An 18717-nucleotide genomic window follows, 5' to 3' on the forward strand; every position below is an offset into this window, starting at 1 on the left:
GACGAGTGCAGGGGGACGGACGGATGAGCGGTACGGAGACGAGTGTGGCGGCGAACCAGGACACCGCAGGCCCCGCGGACCTGGCGGGAGGCGAGCGGCTGCGGCGGTGGCGGATGGTGCTCGGCGGCGGAGACGCCGACGGGACCGGGCACGCGCTGACCGGGCGGGACGCGGCGATGGACGCCGCGCTCGGCGCGCTCTACGGCGGAGGCGGCGAACCGGGCGCGCGCAGGGCCTCGGGGGCGGCGCGCTCGGCCGGCCTCGGCGGCTCCGCGCCGAACGTGGCCCGCTGGCTCGGGGACATCCGCACGTACTTCCCCAGCTCGGTGGTCCAGGTGATGCAGCGCGACGCGATCGAGCGTCTCGGGCTGTCCGCCCTGCTGCTGGAGCCGGAGATGCTGGAGGCCGTCGAACCGGACGTCCACCTCGTCGGCACCCTGCTCTCCCTGAACAAGGCGATGCCCGAGACGACGAAGGAGACGGCGCGGGCCGTGGTCCGCAAGGTGGTCGAGCAGCTGGAGAAGCGGCTCGCGACCCGCACCCGGGCCACCCTCACCGGAGCGCTCGACCGCTCCGCCCGCATCAGCCGCCCCCGCCACCGCGACATCGACTGGGACCGCACGATCCGGGCCAACTTGAAGAACTACCTGCCCGAACACGGCACCGTCGTCCCCGAACGGCTGATCGGATACGGCCGGGCGGCGCAGTCGGTGAAGAAGGAGGTGATCCTCTGCATCGACCAGTCGGGTTCGATGGCGGCCTCCGTCGTCTACGCCTCCGTCTTCGGTGCCGTCCTCGCCTCCATGCGCTCCATCGCCACCCGCCTGATCGTGTTCGACACCGCCGTCGTCGACCTGACCGACCAGCTCGACGACCCGGTCGACGTCCTCTTCGGCACCCAGCTGGGCGGCGGCACGGACATCAACCGCGCCCTCGCCTACTGCCAGTCGAAGATCACCCGACCCGCCGACACGGTCGTCGTCCTCATCAGCGACCTGTACGAGGGCGGCATACGCAACGAGATGCTGAAGCGCGTCGCCGCCATGAAGGGGGCGGGCGTCCAGTTCGTGACCCTGCTGGCGCTGTCCGACGAAGGGGCCCCGGCCTATGACCGCGAGCACGCCGCTGCCCTCGCCGCGCTCGGCGCGCCGGCCTTCGCCTGCACCCCCGACCTGTTTCCGGAGGTGATGGCCGCGGCGCTGGAGAAGAGGCCTCTGCCGACCCCCTGACCATCCTCCGACACGCCCGGCGCGGCGCCCCGTGTGAATCGGCCGATCGCACGAATTTCCAGTTCAACCGTGAGGTGTTCTGTGACAGGTATCACCGCTCAGGTGTGATCTGCGATTTAGGGCCGCACGCCCCACGGGGATAACCTGCCGGACGGACATGCCGCGTCCACGGTCACCGTGTGCGCCTTCCTTGTGACAGCGCCGTCACACGTTGCCCTCCGCGGCACGCCCACGCAGATAGCAGACAACCGCGAATCACTGCGAATCTTTGAAAAGACAAGGGACGGACGCGCGTGGACCTGTTCGAGTACCAGGCGAGGGACCTCTTCGCCAAGCACGGTGTACCGGTGCTGGCCGGTGAAGTCATCGACACGCCTGAGGCGGCTCGCGAGGCCACCGAGCGGCTGGGCGGCAAGTCGGTCGTCAAGGCGCAGGTGAAGGTCGGCGGCCGCGGCAAGGCCGGCGGCGTGAAGCTGGCCGCCACCCCGGACGAGGCCGTCGCCCGCGCGACGGACATCCTGGGCATGGACATCAAGGGCCACACGGTCCACAAGGTGATGATCGCGGAGACCGCTCCCGAGATCGTCGAGGAGTACTACGTCTCGTACCTCCTCGACCGCACCAACCGCACCTTCCTGGCCATGGCCTCGGTCGCGGGCGGCATGGACATCGAGCAGGTCGCCGAGGAGACCCCGGAGAAGCTCGCCAAGGTCCCGGTGAACGCCAACGAGGGCGTGACCATCGAGAAGGCCCGCGAGATCGTCGAGCTGGCGCAGTTCCCGGCCGAGGTCGCCGAGAAGGTCGCCGAGGTCCTCGTCACCCTGTGGGACACCTTCATCGCCGAGGACGCGCTCCTCGTCGAGGTCAACCCGCTCGCGAAGGTCGCCTCCGGCGAGGTCATCGCCCTCGACGGCAAGGTCTCGCTCGACGAGAACGCCGAATTCCGCCAGCCGGGCCACGAGGAGTTCGTGGACCACGCGGCCGCGAACCCGCTTGAGGCCGCCGCCAAGGAGAAGAACCTCAACTACGTCAAGCTCGACGGTGAGGTCGGCATCATCGGCAACGGCGCGGGTCTCGTCATGAGCACCCTGGACGTCGTCGCCTACGCCGGTGAGAACCACGGTGGCGTCAAGCCCGCCAACTTCCTGGACATCGGCGGTGGCGCCTCCGCCGCCGTCATGGCCAACGGCCTCGAAATCATCCTCGGGGACCCGGACGTCAAGTCCGTCTTCGTCAACGTCTTCGGTGGCATCACCGCCTGCGACGAGGTCGCCAACGGCATCGTCCAGGCGCTGGCCCTGCTGGAGGAGAAGGGCGAGGCGGTCACCAAGCCGCTCGTCGTCCGTCTCGACGGCAACAACGCCGAGCTGGGTCGCAAGATCCTCTCGGACGCCAACCACCCGCTGGTGCAGCGCGTGGACACCATGGACGGCGCGGCCGACAAGGCCGCCGAGCTCGCGGCTGCGAAGTAAGGGCAGAGGTCACAGACTCACATGGCTATCTTCCTCAACAAGGACAGCAAGGTCATCGTCCAGGGCATGACCGGTGCCACGGGCATGAAGCACACCAAGCTGATGCTGGCTGACGGCACCAACATCGTCGGCGGCGTGAACCCGCGCAAGGCCGGCACCACCGTCGACTTCGACGGCACCGAGGTCCCGGTCTTCGGTTCCGTCGCCGAGGCGATGGAGAAGACGGGCGCCAACGTCTCCGTCCTCTTCGTCCCGCCGGCCTTCGCCAAGGCCGCCGTCGTCGAGGCCATCGACGCCGAGATCCCGCTGGCCGTCGTCATCACCGAGGGCATCGCGGTGCACGACTCCGCCGCCTTCTGGGCGTACGCGACCGCCAAGGGCAACAAGACCCGCATCATCGGCCCGAACTGCCCGGGTCTGATCACCCCCGGCCAGTCCAACGCCGGCATCATCCCGGGCGACATCACCAAGCCCGGCAAGATCGGTCTGGTGTCGAAGTCCGGCACGCTGACCTACCAGATGATGTACGAGCTGCGCGACATCGGCTTCACCTCCGCCGTCGGCATCGGTGGCGACCCGGTCATCGGCACCACGCACATCGACGCCCTGGAGGCCTTCGAGGCCGACCCGGAGACCGAGCTGATCGTCATGATCGGCGAGATCGGCGGCGACGCCGAGGAGCGTGCGGCGGACTTCATCGCGAAGAACGTCACCAAGCCGGTCGTCGGCTACGTCGCGGGCTTCACCGCCCCCGAGGGCAAGACCATGGGCCACGCCGGCGCCATCGTCTCCGGCTCCTCCGGTACCGCGCAGGCCAAGAAGGAGGCCCTTGAGGCCGCCGGCGTCAAGGTCGGCAAGACGCCGACCGAGACCGCGAAGCTGGCCCGCGAGATCCTGAACGGCTGATCTCCGGCTTCTCGCGCACAGACGGGCGTGGCCCGCACCTCCTTCCCGGGGTGCGGGCCACGCCCGTTCGCGTACGCCGCCTCAGTCGAGCCGCGGGGCGACGCGCGCCGGACCCGCCTCCGGGTCCGCGCGGAGCTTGTCGTGGAGTTGCCTGCTCCGTTCGGTGAGCTGCTGCGGACCGCTGAGCGGCGGCACACCCGACACGCTCTCGCCGGGCGCGAGCGGGGGGTCGTACCGGGTGGGGGCCGTCGCCGCCGTGTAGGCGGTCGCGGCCGTGATCACCGCGGTCAGCCCGAGCGTGGCCCGGGTCCACTGCCGGGTGCGCCGCTCACCGCCGCCGCGGACCGCCGCCGCCGGCCGCGGGTCGAGGGGGAACGGCGGCCGCAGCGCGGCGAGTCGCTCCCGCAGCGCCGCGGACTGCCTCTCGACCGGTACGTCGGCCAGCTCGGGCACCCGGGCGGCGAGATCGGCGTGCGCGTTGAGGATGCGGTTGCCGGCGGCGGGGGTGGTGGCCTCCGTCTCGGCGGCGGTGTCCGGCAGGTCGAGGCCGACGCCGTCGTAGAGCAGGACGGTGCGGCGGTGGACCTTGGGCAGGGCGAGCAGCGCGTCGAGCAGGATCCGGTCGGCGGGATCGGCCGGGGGCCGGTCGTTCCGGCGGTGGGAGCGCCGGAACCGGTGCCAGGGGGAGAGCGCGTACTCGTACACGATCGTGCGTACCCAGCCCACCGGATCCGGGTCGGTGGCCACCTCGGGCCACTGGTCCCAGGCGCGGGTGAAGGCCCGGTCCACGGCCTCCAGGGCGAGCGCGCGGCGGCCGGTGAGCAGGTAGGCCTGCCGGGCGAGGGCGGGCGCGGCCAGCTCGTGGAGCGTGTCGAAGGCCTCGGCCGGATCGACGACGGGACGTACGACGGGCCGGGCGGCCGGCACGGCGGGCACGACCGGCGTGGCAGGCGCGGCGGCGGCGCTGTCGGCGCTCCCGTCGGAGCCGGCGGGCCCGTCGGGAGCAGCCTGTGCGACGCCCTCCTCCGCCCCGGTTCCGGGCGCGACCGCCACCAGGACCGGATCGGTGCGCCCCGGCGGCCCGGTCGCGTCCGCCGCCCCGGCCCGTTCGGGGAGGCCGGCCAGGAAGCGCGCGTACGCGTCGCGCTTGCGGCCGCGCGGGGTGGTGCGCCCGGACTCCCAGGAGCGGACCGTCGCCACGGCGACGCCGACCGCCGTGGCGACCTCATCCAGTGTCAGTTCCGCGGCTTCGCGCAGTCTTCGGCGCTCGTTCGGGGCGGGCAGGCCCTCGACGCTTCGTGTCATGCCGCACTCCCCGCGACCCGGCAGCCCTGAGCGAAAAAGTACATAAACGTATATTGGGCGACACCACGGACATTCGCCTGTTACCCGCCCATAGCGCGTGTCGAAGGCACCATGGCGGGGTGACCCAAGTGACCGAACGCGGGACCCGGTTGCCGGCGGCCCCGCGAGCCGGTGTGCGGCGGCGCTCGCCGGCCGCAGCCGCGTGCGTGGCGGGCGGTGCCGTCGCGGCCGGACTCGGGCTCGGCTTCCTCGCCGTGCTCGTCATCGTCTTGTGGATCAGCTCCCCCTACCCGGACAGCGGCCCCGGCGGAGCCCTGCACCTCGCCGCCGGGCTGTGGCTGCTCGCGCACGGGACCGAACTGGTGAGGTACGAGACGCTTTCCGGCGTCCCGGCACCCGTTGGTGTGACGCCCCTGCTCCTCGTCGCACTGCCCGCCCTGCTCATGCGGCGGGCCGCCCGGCTGGGCAGTGCCGGCGACGGTGACGACGAGGAGGTGCTGCCCGCGACGGCGGTGTTCTCGGCCGTCCTCTGCGGATACCTCGCCGTCGGGGCGCTCGCCACGGTGTACGCCGCCGGGGGCCCGATGCCGGCCGACCCGATCAGTGCCGCCTGGCACGTTCCGCTGGTCGCCGTCCCGGCCGCGGCCGGCGGCGTGTGGGGGGCCAGGGGGCGCCCGCTCGGACCGCTGCCGAACTGGCTGCCGCAGGGCGTACGGAGGGGGTTCGTACGCCCCCGGTACGCGCTGGCACTGCGGGCGGGCGCGGGCGGGGCCCTGGTACTCCTGGGCGGCGGAGCACTGCTCGTCGGCGCCTCGCTCGCCTGGCACGGGGCGCAGGTCCAGGCCTCGTTCCTGTCGCTGACCGGGGTGTGGTCGGGCCGGTTCGCGGTCCTGCTGCTCGCACTCGCGCTGATCCCGAACGCCATGGTCTGGGGAGCCTCCTACGCCCTCGGCCCCGGGTTCGCCCTCGGCGCCGGGGTGACGGCCACCCCGCTCGGCTCGGGGGGCGCACCCGCGCTGCCCCGGTTCCCGCTGCTGGAGGCGCTCCCGGCCGAGGGTCCGGGCACGCCGCTGACCTGGGCGGCCGCCGGGGTGCCGGTGGTCGCCGGGCTGGCGGTGGGCTGGTTCGCGGTACGCCGGGCGCGCGAGGTCTCGTACGGGGAGACCGCGCTGACGGCGGCCCTGGGCGCGGTGGTGTGCGGGCTGGTGATGGCCGGGCTCGCCGCGGCCTCGGCGGGGCCGCTGGGCTCGCGGCGGCTGGCGGAGTTCGGGCCGGTGTGGTGGGCCACGGGTGCGGCGGCCTTCGCGTGGACGCTGGCGCTGGCCGTGCCGGTGGCGGTGGGCGTGCATGCGTGGCGATACCGGCCGGCGGCCGGGCCCCGGCCGCGGGTGGGGGCGGGTGCGGGTGCGGCGAGTGCGGATGCAGACGCCGATGTCCCGGGGGACGGGTGGCACGACAGCGGGGTGCGGGAGCTTCGGTGGGAGCTGATGCGGAGGGCGTCGGGTGGGCTGGTGCCGGAGATCGTGCCGGTGGCTCCGCCGGTTGGGCCGGGGCCTGCGCCTGCGCCCGCGCGGCGGGCGGTGACCGTGGTGGCGGGGCTGGATCTGGGGCCGGCCCCGGTTGCCCCGCCCGTTGTGTCCGTTGAGCCCGTGGCTCCGTCGGTGCCGTCCGTGGTCGGGGTGCGGGTGCTTCCCCGGCGGAAGCCGTCCGGGTGACGGTGCGGCGCCGTTGCGGGGGCGCTGCCCCCGGACCCCCGCGCCTCAAACGCCGGCGGGGCTGAAAGAGCGAACGCCGGCGGGGCTGGATAGGGCGGCGGGGCTACTGGCGGACCTTCAGGACTTCGCCGATGACGTTGTCCGGCAGGAGGGTGTTGCACTGGAGTTCCGCCGACTTGGTGAGGGCGTCGTCGCGGCACACGTAGAAGTCCTTGTAGGCGAGCTGCAAGGCGTACGAGCTCATCGCCAGCAGGATCGCCAGCGAGGCGGTGACCAGGCCGCTCACCGCCGCCGTGCGCTGGGGGCGGGCCGCCGGGCCGAGGGCGTCCAGGCCCGTCGGGGCACCCGGCTCGCCGGTGGCCGCCGCCGGCTTGCCGCGCAGCGCGCTGATCCCCCAGTACAGGGCGAGCGCGCCCAGCAGCAGGCCGACCGAGGGGATCCCGAAGATCCCGAAGAAGAAGCCCCACATGCCCGCCAGCAGCGCGTACCGGGCGCGGCGCTGGATCGGGTCGGTCGGGTCCCAGCGTGCCGGGCCCCGCTGCCCGCCCGATTCCCCGGGGCCGTTCCCGTCACCGTTGCCGCCGTCACCGCCGCCGCGCGGCTGCCACGGCTGGTCGGGCCGGCCTTCCGGCGGGGCCGCGAAGGGGTTGTCGTCGGTGGGGGAGTCGGGCTGACGGCGGTCCGGCATCGGGTGTGTTACTTCCCCTGTGTCGTGGACGTCGCGAGGACATCGAGGCGAGGCAGGCCAGTTTGCGGCTTGTAGGCCAGACGCTACCGCCCGCCCGTCCCCCCGTCCCTCGGGGGCCGTCCGGTGTGCCGGTATCGTTGCAGGCGGTCGGCGGCTTCGTATGGTTCCCCGTATATCGGTACCCCGAAGTTTCGTATGACCACACAAAGACGAACACCGCAATTCGCGAGAAAGGGCCTCCCATGGCCGCCTCCCGCCTGGTCGTGCTGGTCTCAGGGTCCGGCACCAACCTCCAGGCCCTCCTCGACGCCATCGACGCCCACCCCGGCGGATCCGAGGGCTTCGGTGCCGAAGTCGTCGCCGTGGGGGCCGACCGCGCGAACATCGCCGGCCTGGAGCGGGCGGAGAAGGCCGGGATCCCCACCTTCGTCTGCCCGGTGAAGGACTACGCGAGCCGGGTCGAGTGGGACGCCGCCCTCACCGAGGCGACCGACGCGTACGCGCCGGACCTCGTCGTGTCGGCCGGTTTCATGAAGATCGTGGGCAAGGAGTTCATCGACCGCTTCGGCGGCCGCTTCGTCAACACCCACCCCGCCCTCCTCCCCGCCTTCCCCGGCGCGCACGGCGTACGGGACGCGCTCGCGTACGGCGCGAAGGTCACCGGCTGCACGGTCCACTTCGTGGACAGCGGCGTGGACACCGGTCCGATCATCGCCCAGGGTGTGGTCGAGGTCCGGGACGAGGACGACGAAGCCGCTCTGCACGAGCGCATCAAGGAAGTCGAGCGCAAGCTGCTCGTCGATGTCGTGGGGCGCCTGGCCCGGCACGGCTACCGCATTGAGGGACGAAAGGTAACAATCCAGTGACCGCCGCAGAGACCGCAGCGAGCAACGACCCGACCACGACCCGGCGGCCGATCCGGCGCGCGCTGATCAGCGTCTACGACAAGACGGGACTGGAAGAGCTGGCCCGCGGCCTGCACGCGGCGGGCGTCGCGCTCGTCTCCACCGGCTCCACCGCCTCGAAGATCGCCGCCGCCGGTGTGCCCGTCACCAAGGTCGAGGAGCTGACCGGCTTCCCCGAGTGCCTGGACGGCCGCGTCAAGACCCTGCACCCGCGCGTGCACGCCGGCATCCTGGCCGACCTGCGCCTGGAGGACCACCGCAACCAGCTCGCAGAGCTGGGCGTGGAGCCCTTCGACCTCGTCGTCGTCAACCTGTACCCGTTCCAGGCCACCGTCCAGTCGGGTGCCACCGCCGACGAGTGCGTCGAGCAGATCGACATCGGCGGGCCCTCGATGGTCCGCGCCGCGGCCAAGAACCACCCGTCGGTCTCCGTGGTCACCAGCCCCGCGCGCTACGCCGACGTCATCGCCGCGGCCCAGGGCGGCGGCTTCGACCTCACCGCGCGCAAGCGGCTGGCGGCCGAGGCCTTCCAGCACACCGCCGCCTACGACGTGGCCGTCGCCTCCTGGTTCACGAACGCCTACGCCCCGGAGGGCGAGGAGGGCGCGCTGCCCGAGTTCCTCGCCGGCGCCTGGGAGCGCAAGTCCACCCTGCGCTACGGCGAGAACCCGCACCAGGCCGCCGCCCTCTACACGGACGGGCAGCCGGGCGGGATCGCCAACGCCGAGCAGCTGCACGGCAAGGAGATGTCCTTCAACAACTACGTGGACACCGAGGCCGCGCGCCGCGCCGCCTACGACCACGAAGAGCCGTGCGTGGCGATCATCAAGCACGCCAACCCGTGCGGCATCGCCGTCGGCGCGGACGTCGCCGCCGCCCACCGCAAGGCGCACGCCTGCGACCCGCTGTCGGCGTTCGGCGGTGTCATCGCCGTCAACCGTCCGGTGACCGTCGAGCTCGCCGAGCAGGTGGCGGAGATCTTCACCGAGGTCATCGCGGCCCCCGGCTACGAGGACGGCGCGGTGGAGGTCCTGGCGAAGAAGAAGAACATCCGCGTCCTGAAGGTCGACGGCACCCCGCACCAGCCGGGTGACCTGAAGCCCGTCTCGGGCGGCGCGCTCCTCCAGCACTCGGACCTCTTCCAGGCCGAGGGCGACGACCCGGCCAACTGGACCCTGGCGGCCGGCGAGGCCCTGTCCCCGGCCGAGCTCGCGGAGCTGGCCTTCGCGTGGCGGGCCTGCCGGGCCGTCAAGTCGAACGCCATCCTGCTCGCCAAGGACGGCGCCTCGGTCGGCGTCGGCATGGGCCAGGTCAACCGTGTCGACTCGGCGAAGCTGGCCGTCGAGCGGGCCGGCGCCGAGCGCGCGCAGGGCTCGTACGCCGCCTCGGACGCCTTCTTCCCCTTCGCGGACGGGCTGGAGATCCTGACGGCAGCGGGCGTCAAGGCCGTGGTCCAGCCGGGTGGTTCGGTACGTGACGAGCAGGTCGTCGAGGCCGCGCGGAAGGCCGGCGTGACGATGTACTTCACCGGCACGCGGCACTTCTTCCACTGAGCCACGGCTCCCGCACGGCGAAGGCCGCGACCCGCACTGCGGGTCGCGGCCTTCGCCGTGCGCGTACGGCAGCCGGTTCAGTACTGCGGGCGTCGGAAGTAGTCGCCCGCCTTGGCGAGGCCGACGATGACCCAGATGCCCAGTCCGGTCATGAGCCCGTTGAGCAGCGTGGAGAGGATCATGCCGCCGACCGGCGTGCCGCTCCCGCCCATCGCGGCCAGGTTGACGAGCAGGCCCAGGCCGCTGAAGAGGGCGAGCAGCGAGCCGTAGACGATGCCGGAGACGCGGACCCCGCCGCGGCCCTTGCCGAGCTTGGCGGCCGTGAGGATGGCCCACAGGGAGAAGGCCAGGCCCACCGCCACGATGACGAAGATGACGGCCCCGCCGAGGGCGACGGCCTCGTCCGTGCTGCTGCCGTAGGAGTCGCCGGAGTCGGAGAAGGCGGCGGCGAACAGGGCGCCGCCCACGAGGGCGAGCAGCGTGCCGAGCACCTGGAGGCCGCCGAGGATGAAGAGGATGACGCGGGCCGCCTTCACGCCGCCGGGCATCTCCATGTGGGGGCCCGGGTAGCCGCCGGGACCGCCCGGGTAGCCCGCGGGGCCGCCGGGGTAGCCCTGCGGCGCCTGCTGCGGGTAGGCGTAGCCGCCCTGCGGCGGGATGCCCTGCGGTGCCTGCTGCGGGTAGCCGTAACCGGGCTGGCCCTGCGGGGGCTGCTGTCCGTACGGGTTGTGCGGGTCGCCGAAACTCATCTGGGGTGTTCCTCCGTGGAAATGCGGGGACGCACGGCCATGAGCACGGAGGAATCCTGCACGGTGCGGTCCGCCCCCCGGCACTGCCCGCGGCACATCAGTCGTTTCATCGTCGTCGGACCGGTGAGCCATTGTCCAGCCGGTTGGCCTACGGGCGGTCACTTGTTGTGCAAGTGCAATGAACCCTGAGGTCCCGCGAGCGCCTTGACTGGAACCACGGCCACCTCATCCGGGAGGATGGAGGCATGACCGCCCAGATTCTCGATGGCAAGGCCACCGCGGCCGCGATCAAGTCCGAACTGACCGCCCGTGTGGCGGCCCTGAAGGCCCGGGGCACCACCCCCGGCCTCGGCACCCTGCTGGTCGGCGACGACCCGGGCAGCCGCTGGTACGTCAACGGCAAGCACAAGGACTGCGCCGAGGTCGGCATCGCGTCCATCCAGCGCGAACTGCCCGCGACCGCCTCCCAGGAGGACATCGAGGAGGTCGTGCGGGAGCTCAACGCCAACCCGCGGTGCACGGGCTACATCGTCCAACTCCCGCTCCCCAAGGGCATCGACACCAACCGGGTCCTGGAGCTGATGGACCCGCTGAAGGACGCCGACGGCCTGCATCCCACCTCCCTGGGCCGCCTCGTGCTGAACGAGCCGGGCCCGCTGCCCTGCACCCCGTACGGGATCGTCGAACTGCTGCGCCACCACGGCGTCGAGATCAACGGGGCGCACGTCGTCGTGCTCGGCCGCGGAATCACCGTCGGGCGGTCCATCGGCCTGCTGCTGACCCGCAAGTCCGAGAACGCCACCGTGACGCTGTGCCACACCGGTACGCGCGACCTCTCCGGGCTGCTGCGCCAGGCGGACATCATCGTCGCCGCGGCCGGAGTGCCGCACCTGGTCAAGCCCGAGGACGTGAAGCCCGGCGCGGCCGTGCTCGACGTGGGCGTCAGCCGCGACGAGGCCGGGAAGATCGTCGGCGACGTGCACCCGGGCGTCGCCGAGGTCGCGGCGTGGATCTCGCCGAACCCGGGCGGTGTCGGCCCCATGACCCGTGCCCAGCTGCTCGTCAACGTCGTAGAGGCGGCGGAGCGGACCGGCCGTGCGGGCTGAACCGGGCGCCGGGCACGTGAACGGGAGCGGCGCCGCCAAGTCCCGCCGCTTCCCGTCCGTCACGCGCGACACGGCCCGCCCCGAGGGCAGCGGCCGCGCCGTTCCGGGCGCCGTGTCCACGCCCGCCCGCCAGTGGCCGATGCTCAGCGTGCTCGCCGCGACCGCGGTGGGCCTGCTCACCACGGCGCTGGGGCAGGCCCGGGTCGGATGCCTGGTGATCGGCGTGGCCCTGATCGCGGCGTCGGTGCTGCGGCGCGTGCTGCCCTCCGTGGGGATGCTCGCGGTCCGCTCCCGCTTCACCGACATGATCACCTACGGGGTGCTGGGCGTGGCGATCACGCTGCTCGCGCTGGTGATGGAGCCCAAGCCGTGGCTGGAGATCCCGTTCCTGGAGAGCGCGGTCCGCTTCACCGTGCGCTGAACGCGCCGGTCGGGGCGGATTCCAGCCGGTCGAACGGAGGTCCGGGAAGCGGCTGCGCCTTCGAAACGCCGGGGTGCGTGTGCCACGCACCACAGGGACCCGGGGGTTGGGCCGCGCCCGGGTCGGATAGCCTGATCGCGGATGTCTCTTCACGTCAAGATTTACAGGGGAGCGGCGTCCTCCAGCACATGGGGCAGGGACGCCCCACCGCCAGCTGTCTAACGGAGAAGGCCATGACCCGCACTCCTGTGAATGTCACCGTCACCGGCGCCGCCGGCCAGATCGGCTACGCGCTGCTCTTCCGTATCGCGTCCGGTCACCTGCTCGGCGCCGACGTGCCGGTCAAGCTGCGCCTCCTGGAGATCCCCCAGGGCATGAAGGCCGCCGAGGGCACCGCCATGGAGCTCGACGACTGCGCCTTCCCGCTGCTCGCCGGCATCGACATCTTCGACGACCCGAACAAGGGCTTCGAGGGCGCCAACGTCGCGCTGCTCGTGGGCGCGCGCCCGCGCACCAAGGGCATGGAGCGCGGCGACCTGCTCGCCGCCAACGGCGGCATCTTCAAGCCGCAGGGCCAGGCCATCAACGCCCACGCCGCGGACGACATCAAGGTCCTGGTCGTGGGCAACCCGGCCAACACCAACGCGCTCATCGCGCAGGCCGCCGCCCCGGACGTACCGGCCGAGCGCTTCACCGCGATGACCCGCCTGGACCACAACCGCGCGATCTCGCAGCTGGCCGCCAAGACCGGTGCCGCCGTCTCCGACATCAAGCGCCTGACGATCTGGGGCAACCACTCGGCGACCCAGTACCCGGACATCTTCCACGCGGAGATCGGTGGCAAGAACGCCGCCGAGGTCGTGAACGACCAGGCGTGGCTCGCCGACACCTTCATCCCGACCGTCGCCAAGCGCGGCGCCGCGATCATCGACGCCCGTGGCGCGTCCTCCGCCGCCTCGGCCGCCAACGCCGCCATCGACCACGTGCACACCTGGGTCAACGGCACCGCCGAGGGCGACTGGACCTCGATGGGCATCCCGTCGGACGGCTCCTACGGCGTCCCGGAGGGCCTGATCTCCTCCTTCCCCGTCACCTGCAAGGACGGCAAGTACGAGATCGTCCAGGGCCTGGACGTCAACGAGTTCTCCCGTGCCCGCATCGACGCCTCCGTCCAGGAGCTGTCGGAGGAGCGCGACGCCGTCCGCGAGCTCGGCCTGATCTGACCCGTCGCTCCTCCCCGAGGAGCGCGGACACCCCCGCCACCTCGGCGGACCGCACCAACCGAAGCGCCCCGGTCCTCACAGGCCGGGGCGCTTTGGCGTGATTGCGCCTGTCGCAAGGTGTAAGGGAAATCTAAGGTCGGTCGGTGACCGAGAGCCCGATTCCCCGTCAGCCCGCAGGCGACCCGCAGCACGACCCCCCGGGTGGCCGTCCGCCTGTCGACCCGGCGGTCAGCGAGGCCGGCCGCTTCCTGTGCGCCGGCACCTACCTCGACGCCGGGTACCGCGACCGCGTCATCGAGGAGCTGTACGTCCACGAGGAGCGCATCGTCGCGCCCTCCTACGGCTTCGACGCCTCGCGCGTCCTCGCCCACGCCCTGCGCGCCCGCCGCGCCGAACTCGGCTGGGCGCTCGGCATACTCGGCGCCTGGTTCGCGGGGTCGCTTCTGACCGGGGGCGCCCTCGCCGTGGTGCTCCTGCCGTTCCTGCTGCTGAGCCTCGCCGGCTGGCTCAGGGCCCGCTCCGGACTGCTGCCGCGCCTGCTGGCCCTCGTGGTGCGGATCTACGCCTGGTGGAACCTGGCCGTCATCGTGGTCCTCGTCCTCGGGATCTGGCTGGCCCTTCTCGGCGCCTTCGGCGACGAGGACGCAGGTCCCGTCGGACTCGGCGCGCTGCTCTTCTCCCAGGGCCTCGGCGGCCCGGCGGCCGGCTTCGTCATCGGATGGATCCCGGCGGTCTTCGCCGGGGTCGTCGCCCTCGTCGGACTCCAGCGCGGCCAGGTCGCCCGCACCATCGCCACCGACCTCAACCGGGAGCGGTACGCCCACCGGTCCGCCGACCCGGCGGAAGCGGAGCAGGGCGTACGGTTCGCCCGCGTACGGCAGCGCATCCTCCACGAGCAGCACTCGCCGATGGTCCTGTACGACATCAACGACCCGTTCGTCGGGGCCGGCGATCCGTACCGCCCCTGGCAGGTGTCCTTCGAACTGCGCCCCCGCGAGGACCTCGAACCGGGCCGCCGACCGCAGCCGCTCACCAACGCCCGCATCATCGAGGGCATCGTGCCCCTGCTGGACCGGCTGCGGGTGCCCTCGCCGCACGGCTCGCCGCAGGCCGAGGCCGCCGTACTGGACCGCCTGCGCGAGCTGGTCGTCGACAGCTGCGTGTTCCTGCCGGGCGGCGGCCTGGACCACCGCGACGAAGGCCCGCAGCTGCGGGCCGACTTCGAGGCGCACCGGGCGGCCGCCGTCGAGGAGGGCGGCGAACGCCGCCGGTACTTCCTGCGCGTCCGCGTCGGCGGCTGGGACGAGAACCTGGTCGTCACCGTGTTCGTACGGGTCCACACGCAGGGCGGGATGATGATGGTGGAGGTGGCTCCGCACGTGCTGCTGCCCGTCCACGTCGCCTTCCACAACGCGGACGCGGACGCCCACCGCTACCTCAACAACAGCCGCTTCGGGAAGGCGGTCTGGGCCCTGCGGGACACGCCCGGCTCGTTCACGGCGTCCCTGGTCACCCTGGGCCGTGGCGTCGCGAGCTGGTGGCGGATCGCCTCCGGCGGCCACGGCGGCGCCCGCCCCGAGGGGCCGCGCGCCTCGGTGCGCGAACTCGCCGCGCAGGACAACGGCTCGCTGTTCCACCTCATGGACCTCGACCGGTATCTGAAAACCGTTCAGGACCGGATCGTCGCCGGCATCACCGTCGTCCTCGACGAGAACGGCTGGTACACCGAGGCCTTCGCACGCCAGGCCGACGTCCACATCAACGCGCACTTCGGGGACGTGAGCAACAGCTCGATCAGCGTCGGCGGCACCGGCAACCACAACAGCACACACAGGGGGAGTCATGGCCACAGGTGACGGGGGAGCGCAGGAGCCCACCGTGCGGTTCGGCAACATCCACGGCAGCGCGGTCAGCGTCGGCGGTTCGCACAACACGAACACCGTCCAGCAGGGTGGTACGGGAGCGGCCGCACCCGGCGCGGCGGAGCTGCTGGAGGCGGTGCTCTCGCTGCGCGAGGCGCTCGTACGGGAGGCGCCCCGGGGCGCCGACCGGACCGCGCTCGACGCCGAACTGGACGGGGTGGCCGAGCAACTGGAGGGCGCGGAGACGATCAGGCCCGGCCTGGTGGGCCGGCTCCGCGCGGCGCTGGAGCGGTGGGCCCCGCTGGTGGAGACGGTGAGCGCGGCCGCTGCCCTGGGCAGCCTGCTCGGCGCGCTGGGAGGCTGATCAGTGGCTCCGGCACAGCCGCCGACCGGCCCGCGCCGCTGGGACGCGCAGGCACAGCGCTGGGTGGTCGACAAGGGCCCGGCCGGGCCTGCGGCGGTGCCCCCGGCCGGGCCTCAGGCAGGGCCTCCGCCTGGCACCGTCCCCGGCCTGCCGCCGCGTCCGCCGCAGCCGCCGAACGCGCCCACGGCGCCGACCGTGCCCACGGCGCCGTACGGGCCGCCAGCCGTGCCCCCGCCGCCCGGCCCCGGGCCCGCCGACAGGCCGCGCGGCCGGTGGGTGACCCCGGCGACGGCGGGCATCGCGGTCGCGTCCGTGGCGATCGGCGCGGCCGCCGTGTGGTTCGTGGCCCGGGACACCGGCGACGCCGACCACGCGGGGGAGAAGAACGGGACGGTGACCTCGGGGGCTCCCACGGAGTCCGGCGACGGCACAGCCACAGCCACGGGCACGCCCACCGCCGGCCAGTCCACCGGCGCAGGACCGTCCCGGACGCCCACCCCGAGCCCCACGGGCACCGGGCCCGGCGCCGGAGCCCACGAGACCAAGCAGGACCCGGCGGGCTTCACCATCGCCGTTCCGGCGGGCTGGGTGCGCGAGGAGATCAAGGAGGGGGTCTTCTACCGCTCGGCGGACCGGAGCGCGCTGATCCAGGTGTTCCGGGTGTCGGAGCCGGAGCTCACCCCGCTCAAGGCGGTCCAGCAGGCCTCCACCTACCTGCGGGGCGGCACCCGCGGGTACGAGGAGATCAGCGTCGGCCCGGTGCCGGGAAGCTCCGACGCGGCGGAGCTCGTCTACCAGTACGACAGCGAGGAGTCGCGCGGGGTGCGGCGCGGGGTCGAACGGGTCTTCGTCGCCGCGGACGGCGGCAAGTGGGCGGTGCTGACGGCGGGCCCGGTCGCCGACTGGCAGGCCACCCAGGACCACCACGCGGCGGCGCTGGCGGCGTTCCGGCCGACCGGCTGACGGGCTGACCGGCTGAGGGGCCGGCTGCCGGCCCGGCCCGGCCTCCCGGCCGGGCCTCCGGTCCGGTCAGCTCTTGTACATGCCCGGCTTGTAGTGGCCCGGCACCATGCGCGTGGTGACACCGATGCGGTTCCACACGTTGATCGTCGCGATGACGGCGATCAGCTGGGCCAGCTCGCGCTCCTCGAAGTGCGCCGCGGCCTTCGCGTACACCTCGTCGGGCACGAAGCCGTCGGTCAGGACGGTGACGGCCTCGGTGAACTCGATCGCGGCGAGCTCCTTCTCGGTGTAGAAGTGCCGCGACTCCTCCCAGGCAGCCAGCTGCACGATCCGCTCGACGCTCTCGCCCGCGGCGATCGCGTCCTTGGTGTGCATGTCCAGGCAGAAGGCGCAGTGGTTGACCTGGGAGGCCCGGATCTTGACGAGCTCGACCAGGGACGGCTCCAGGCCCTTCTTGGAGGCGATCTCCAGGGCCAGGACGGCCTTGTAGACCTCGGGCGCGAGCTTCGCCATGTGCATGCGCGGGGTGTGCTCGGGGGCGTGGTCGTGGCTGTGGGAGTGGGTCTGCCGGTTCTCGGCGGTGGTTGTCATGTGATCCACACTAGGAGTGGGGCGGCCCGCCGGTATGGTCCAAATCCATGAAGGATCCTTGGGCCACTTTCGGAGCCGACCTGCATCTGGACCTCTCCGCCGGGCGCGGTCTGCGGGCCGGGCTCACCGAGGCGCTGCGGGAGGCCGCGCGCAGCGGGCGGCTGGCGGCCGGCACCCGGCTGCCGTCCTCCCGGACCCTCGCGGCCGACCTGGGCATCGCGCGGAACACCGTCGCCGAGGCGTACGCCGAACTCGTCGCGGAGGGCTGGCTCACGGCCCGCCAGGGCTCCGGGACCCGGGTCGCCGAACGGGCCCGCCCGCGCCGGCCCGCGGCAGCGGCCCCCGTACGGCGCCCCGCCCGCGGCGGGCCCGCGTACAGCCTGGTCCCCGGCACCCCGGACCTGGGCGGCTTCCCGCGTGCGGCCTGGCTGTCGGCGGCCCGGCGGGCGCTGACCGCCGCCCCGAACGAGGCGTTCGGCTACGCGACCGACGGGCGCGGCCGCGTCGAGCTGCGGCGCGCGCTCGCCGGATACCTGGCGCGGGCGCGCGGGGTGTACGCGGACCCGGACCGGATCGTGCTGTGCGCCGGTTTCCTGCACGGGCTGAAGCTGCTCGCGGCGGTGCTGCGGGCGCGGCGGGTGCGGGAGGTCGCCGTGGAGGGGTACGGGCTGGACTTCCACCGGGACGAGCTGGTGCGGGCGGGGCTGCGGACCAGACCGCTCGGGGTGGACAGTGAGGGGGCCCGGACGGGCGAGCTGACGGCGGCGGCGGGTGCGGTCCTGCTGACCCCGGCCCACCAGTTCCCGACCGGCGCCGCCCTGACCCCGGCCCGCCGGGCGGCGGCGGTCGACTGGGCCAGGACCACCGGCGGGCTGATCCTGGAGGACGACTACGACGGCGAGTTCCGCTACGACCGGCAGCCGGTCGGCGCCCTCCAGGGCCTGGACCCGGACCGGGTCGCCTACCTCGGCACGGCCAGCAAGTCCCTCGCCCCGGGGCTGCGGATCGGCTGGATGGTGCTCCCGCCGGGGCTGGTGGAGGAGGTGGTCGCGCAGAAGGGGTACACGGACTGGGCCTCCAGCGCCCTGGACCAGCTGACGCTGGCGGAGTTCATCGAGTCCGGAGCGTACGACCGGCACGTGCGCGGGATGCGGCTGCGCTACCGGCGGCGCCGCGACGAGCTGGTGGCGGCGGTGGCCGGCCGGGTGGCGGGGGTCTCGGGGATCGCGGCGGGCCTGCACGCGGTGCTGGACCTTCCGGCGGGCACGGAGCGGTCGGTCCTGCAGTCGGCGGCCTGGCAGGACCTGGCCCTGCACGGCCTCGGCGCCTTCCGCCACCCGCAGGCGGAGGTCGCGCCGCGGGACGCGCTGGTCGTCGGCTACGGGACGCCGTCGGACAGCGCCTGGTCGCCGACCCTTGCGGCGCTCGCCGCCGCCCTGCCCTGACCCTTCGGGTGCCCCGCCGCACTCCCACGCCTCAAACGCCGGCGGGGCTGGAGAATCCCGGGCTCTGCCCGGACCCGGTGCCGCGCCGCTGCGGGTGCTCCGCCCCCGGAACCCCCGCGCCTCAAACGCCGGCGGGGCTGGAGAATCCCGGGCTCTGCCCGGACCCGGTGCCGCGCCGCTGCGGGTGCTCTGCCCCCGGAACCCCCGCGCCTCAAACGCC

At 73.2% G+C, this 18717-nt stretch carries 17 protein-coding genes; 13 read left to right on the plus strand and 4 right to left on the minus strand.

What is annotated here, in order from left to right; all coding sequences use genetic code 11:
• Nucleotides 1–23 precede the first annotated feature (23 nt).
• The 3 genes from BSL84_RS20440 (at nt 24) to sucD (ending at nt 3607) form a co-directional block, all read left to right on the plus strand.
• Nucleotides 24–1229: a VWA domain-containing protein gene (locus BSL84_RS20440; protein ID WP_075970867.1), complete on the plus strand. Its 1206-nt coding sequence runs from the start codon at nt 24–26 to the stop codon at nt 1227–1229.
• A 293-nt stretch (nt 1230–1522) separates the two neighbouring features.
• Nucleotides 1523–2701 (plus strand): ADP-forming succinate--CoA ligase subunit beta, encoded by a 1179-nt coding sequence (gene sucC, locus BSL84_RS20445; protein WP_030031033.1) that lies wholly within the window; start codon nt 1523–1525, stop codon nt 2699–2701.
• A gap of 21 nt (nt 2702–2722) precedes the next feature.
• On the plus strand, nt 2723–3607 hold the full coding sequence (sucD, locus tag BSL84_RS20450; RefSeq protein WP_030031032.1) for a succinate--CoA ligase subunit alpha: 885 nt from the start codon (nt 2723–2725) through the stop codon (nt 3605–3607).
• A gap of 81 nt (nt 3608–3688) precedes the next feature.
• On the opposite strand, the gene BSL84_RS20455 is transcribed toward sucD, so the two are convergent.
• Complete coding sequence (locus BSL84_RS20455) at nt 3689–4912, minus strand: helix-turn-helix domain-containing protein (protein WP_075970868.1); 1224 nt, start codon at nt 4910–4912, stop codon at nt 3689–3691.
• A 119-nt stretch (nt 4913–5031) separates the two neighbouring features.
• On the opposite strand from BSL84_RS20455, the gene BSL84_RS20460 reads away from it, so the two are divergent.
• Nucleotides 5032–6627, plus strand: a complete 1596-nt coding sequence (locus BSL84_RS20460) for a DUF6350 family protein (protein ID WP_159393535.1) — start codon at nt 5032–5034, stop codon at nt 6625–6627.
• Between the two features lie 103 nt (nt 6628–6730).
• Here BSL84_RS20460 and BSL84_RS20465 read toward each other — a convergent pair whose 3' ends face one another.
• Nucleotides 6731–7315, minus strand: a complete 585-nt coding sequence (locus BSL84_RS20465; RefSeq protein ID WP_045323162.1) for a hypothetical protein — start codon at nt 7313–7315, stop codon at nt 6731–6733.
• A gap of 242 nt (nt 7316–7557) precedes the next feature.
• Here BSL84_RS20465 and purN point away from each other — a divergent pair, with 242 nt between their 5' ends.
• Nucleotides 7558–8181 (plus strand): phosphoribosylglycinamide formyltransferase, encoded by a 624-nt coding sequence (gene purN, locus BSL84_RS20470; RefSeq protein ID WP_030030336.1) that lies wholly within the window; start codon nt 7558–7560, stop codon nt 8179–8181.
• Nucleotides 8178–9773 carry a bifunctional phosphoribosylaminoimidazolecarboxamide formyltransferase/IMP cyclohydrolase gene (gene purH, locus BSL84_RS20475; protein WP_030030338.1) on the plus strand — a complete coding sequence of 532 codons (1596 nt, stop codon included), beginning with the start codon at nt 8178–8180 and terminating at the stop codon, nt 9771–9773. Before purN ends, purH begins: the two co-directional genes overlap by 4 nt.
• A gap of 77 nt (nt 9774–9850) precedes the next feature.
• On the opposite strand, the gene BSL84_RS20480 is transcribed toward purH, so the two are convergent.
• Nucleotides 9851–10522, minus strand: coding sequence for a hypothetical protein (locus tag BSL84_RS20480; RefSeq protein ID WP_030030340.1), 672 nt, complete (start codon nt 10520–10522; stop codon nt 9851–9853).
• A 245-nt stretch (nt 10523–10767) separates the two neighbouring features.
• Here BSL84_RS20480 and BSL84_RS20485 point away from each other — a divergent pair, with 245 nt between their 5' ends.
• The 6 genes from BSL84_RS20485 (at nt 10768) to BSL84_RS20510 (ending at nt 16461) form a co-directional block, all read left to right on the plus strand.
• Complete coding sequence (locus BSL84_RS20485; protein ID WP_030030342.1) at nt 10768–11628, plus strand: bifunctional methylenetetrahydrofolate dehydrogenase/methenyltetrahydrofolate cyclohydrolase; 861 nt, start codon at nt 10768–10770, stop codon at nt 11626–11628.
• Nucleotides 11618–12049 (plus strand): DUF3017 domain-containing protein, encoded by a 432-nt coding sequence (locus tag BSL84_RS20490; RefSeq protein WP_045323164.1) that lies wholly within the window; start codon nt 11618–11620, stop codon nt 12047–12049. The genes BSL84_RS20485 and BSL84_RS20490 overlap by 11 nt, the downstream gene beginning before the upstream one ends.
• A gap of 233 nt (nt 12050–12282) precedes the next feature.
• On the plus strand, nt 12283–13272 hold the full coding sequence (locus BSL84_RS20495; protein WP_030031011.1) for a malate dehydrogenase: 990 nt from the start codon (nt 12283–12285) through the stop codon (nt 13270–13272).
• Nucleotides 13273–13415: 143 nt separating this feature from the next.
• Nucleotides 13416–15128: a hypothetical protein gene (locus tag BSL84_RS20500; protein ID WP_030031010.1), complete on the plus strand. Its 1713-nt coding sequence runs from the start codon at nt 13416–13418 to the stop codon at nt 15126–15128.
• Nucleotides 15115–15498, plus strand: coding sequence for a hypothetical protein (locus BSL84_RS20505; protein WP_159393536.1), 384 nt, complete (start codon nt 15115–15117; stop codon nt 15496–15498). The genes BSL84_RS20500 and BSL84_RS20505 overlap by 14 nt, the downstream gene beginning before the upstream one ends.
• Nucleotides 15499–15693: 195 nt before the next feature.
• Nucleotides 15694–16461: a serine/arginine repetitive matrix protein 2 gene (locus tag BSL84_RS20510; protein WP_159393537.1), complete on the plus strand. Its 768-nt coding sequence runs from the start codon at nt 15694–15696 to the stop codon at nt 16459–16461.
• Between the two features lie 66 nt (nt 16462–16527).
• Here BSL84_RS20510 and BSL84_RS20515 read toward each other — a convergent pair whose 3' ends face one another.
• Nucleotides 16528–17052: a carboxymuconolactone decarboxylase family protein gene (locus BSL84_RS20515; protein ID WP_030034642.1), complete on the minus strand. Its 525-nt coding sequence runs from the start codon at nt 17050–17052 to the stop codon at nt 16528–16530.
• A gap of 47 nt (nt 17053–17099) precedes the next feature.
• Between BSL84_RS20515 and BSL84_RS20520 the strand changes: the two genes are divergently transcribed.
• Nucleotides 17100–18497 carry a PLP-dependent aminotransferase family protein gene (locus BSL84_RS20520; RefSeq protein WP_045323167.1) on the plus strand — a complete coding sequence of 466 codons (1398 nt, stop codon included), beginning with the start codon at nt 17100–17102 and terminating at the stop codon, nt 18495–18497.
• Nucleotides 18498–18717: the final 220 nt, after the last annotated feature.

It is taken from the genome of Streptomyces sp. TN58, assembly GCF_001941845.1.
Classification (GTDB): domain Bacteria; phylum Actinomycetota; class Actinomycetes; order Streptomycetales; family Streptomycetaceae; genus Streptomyces.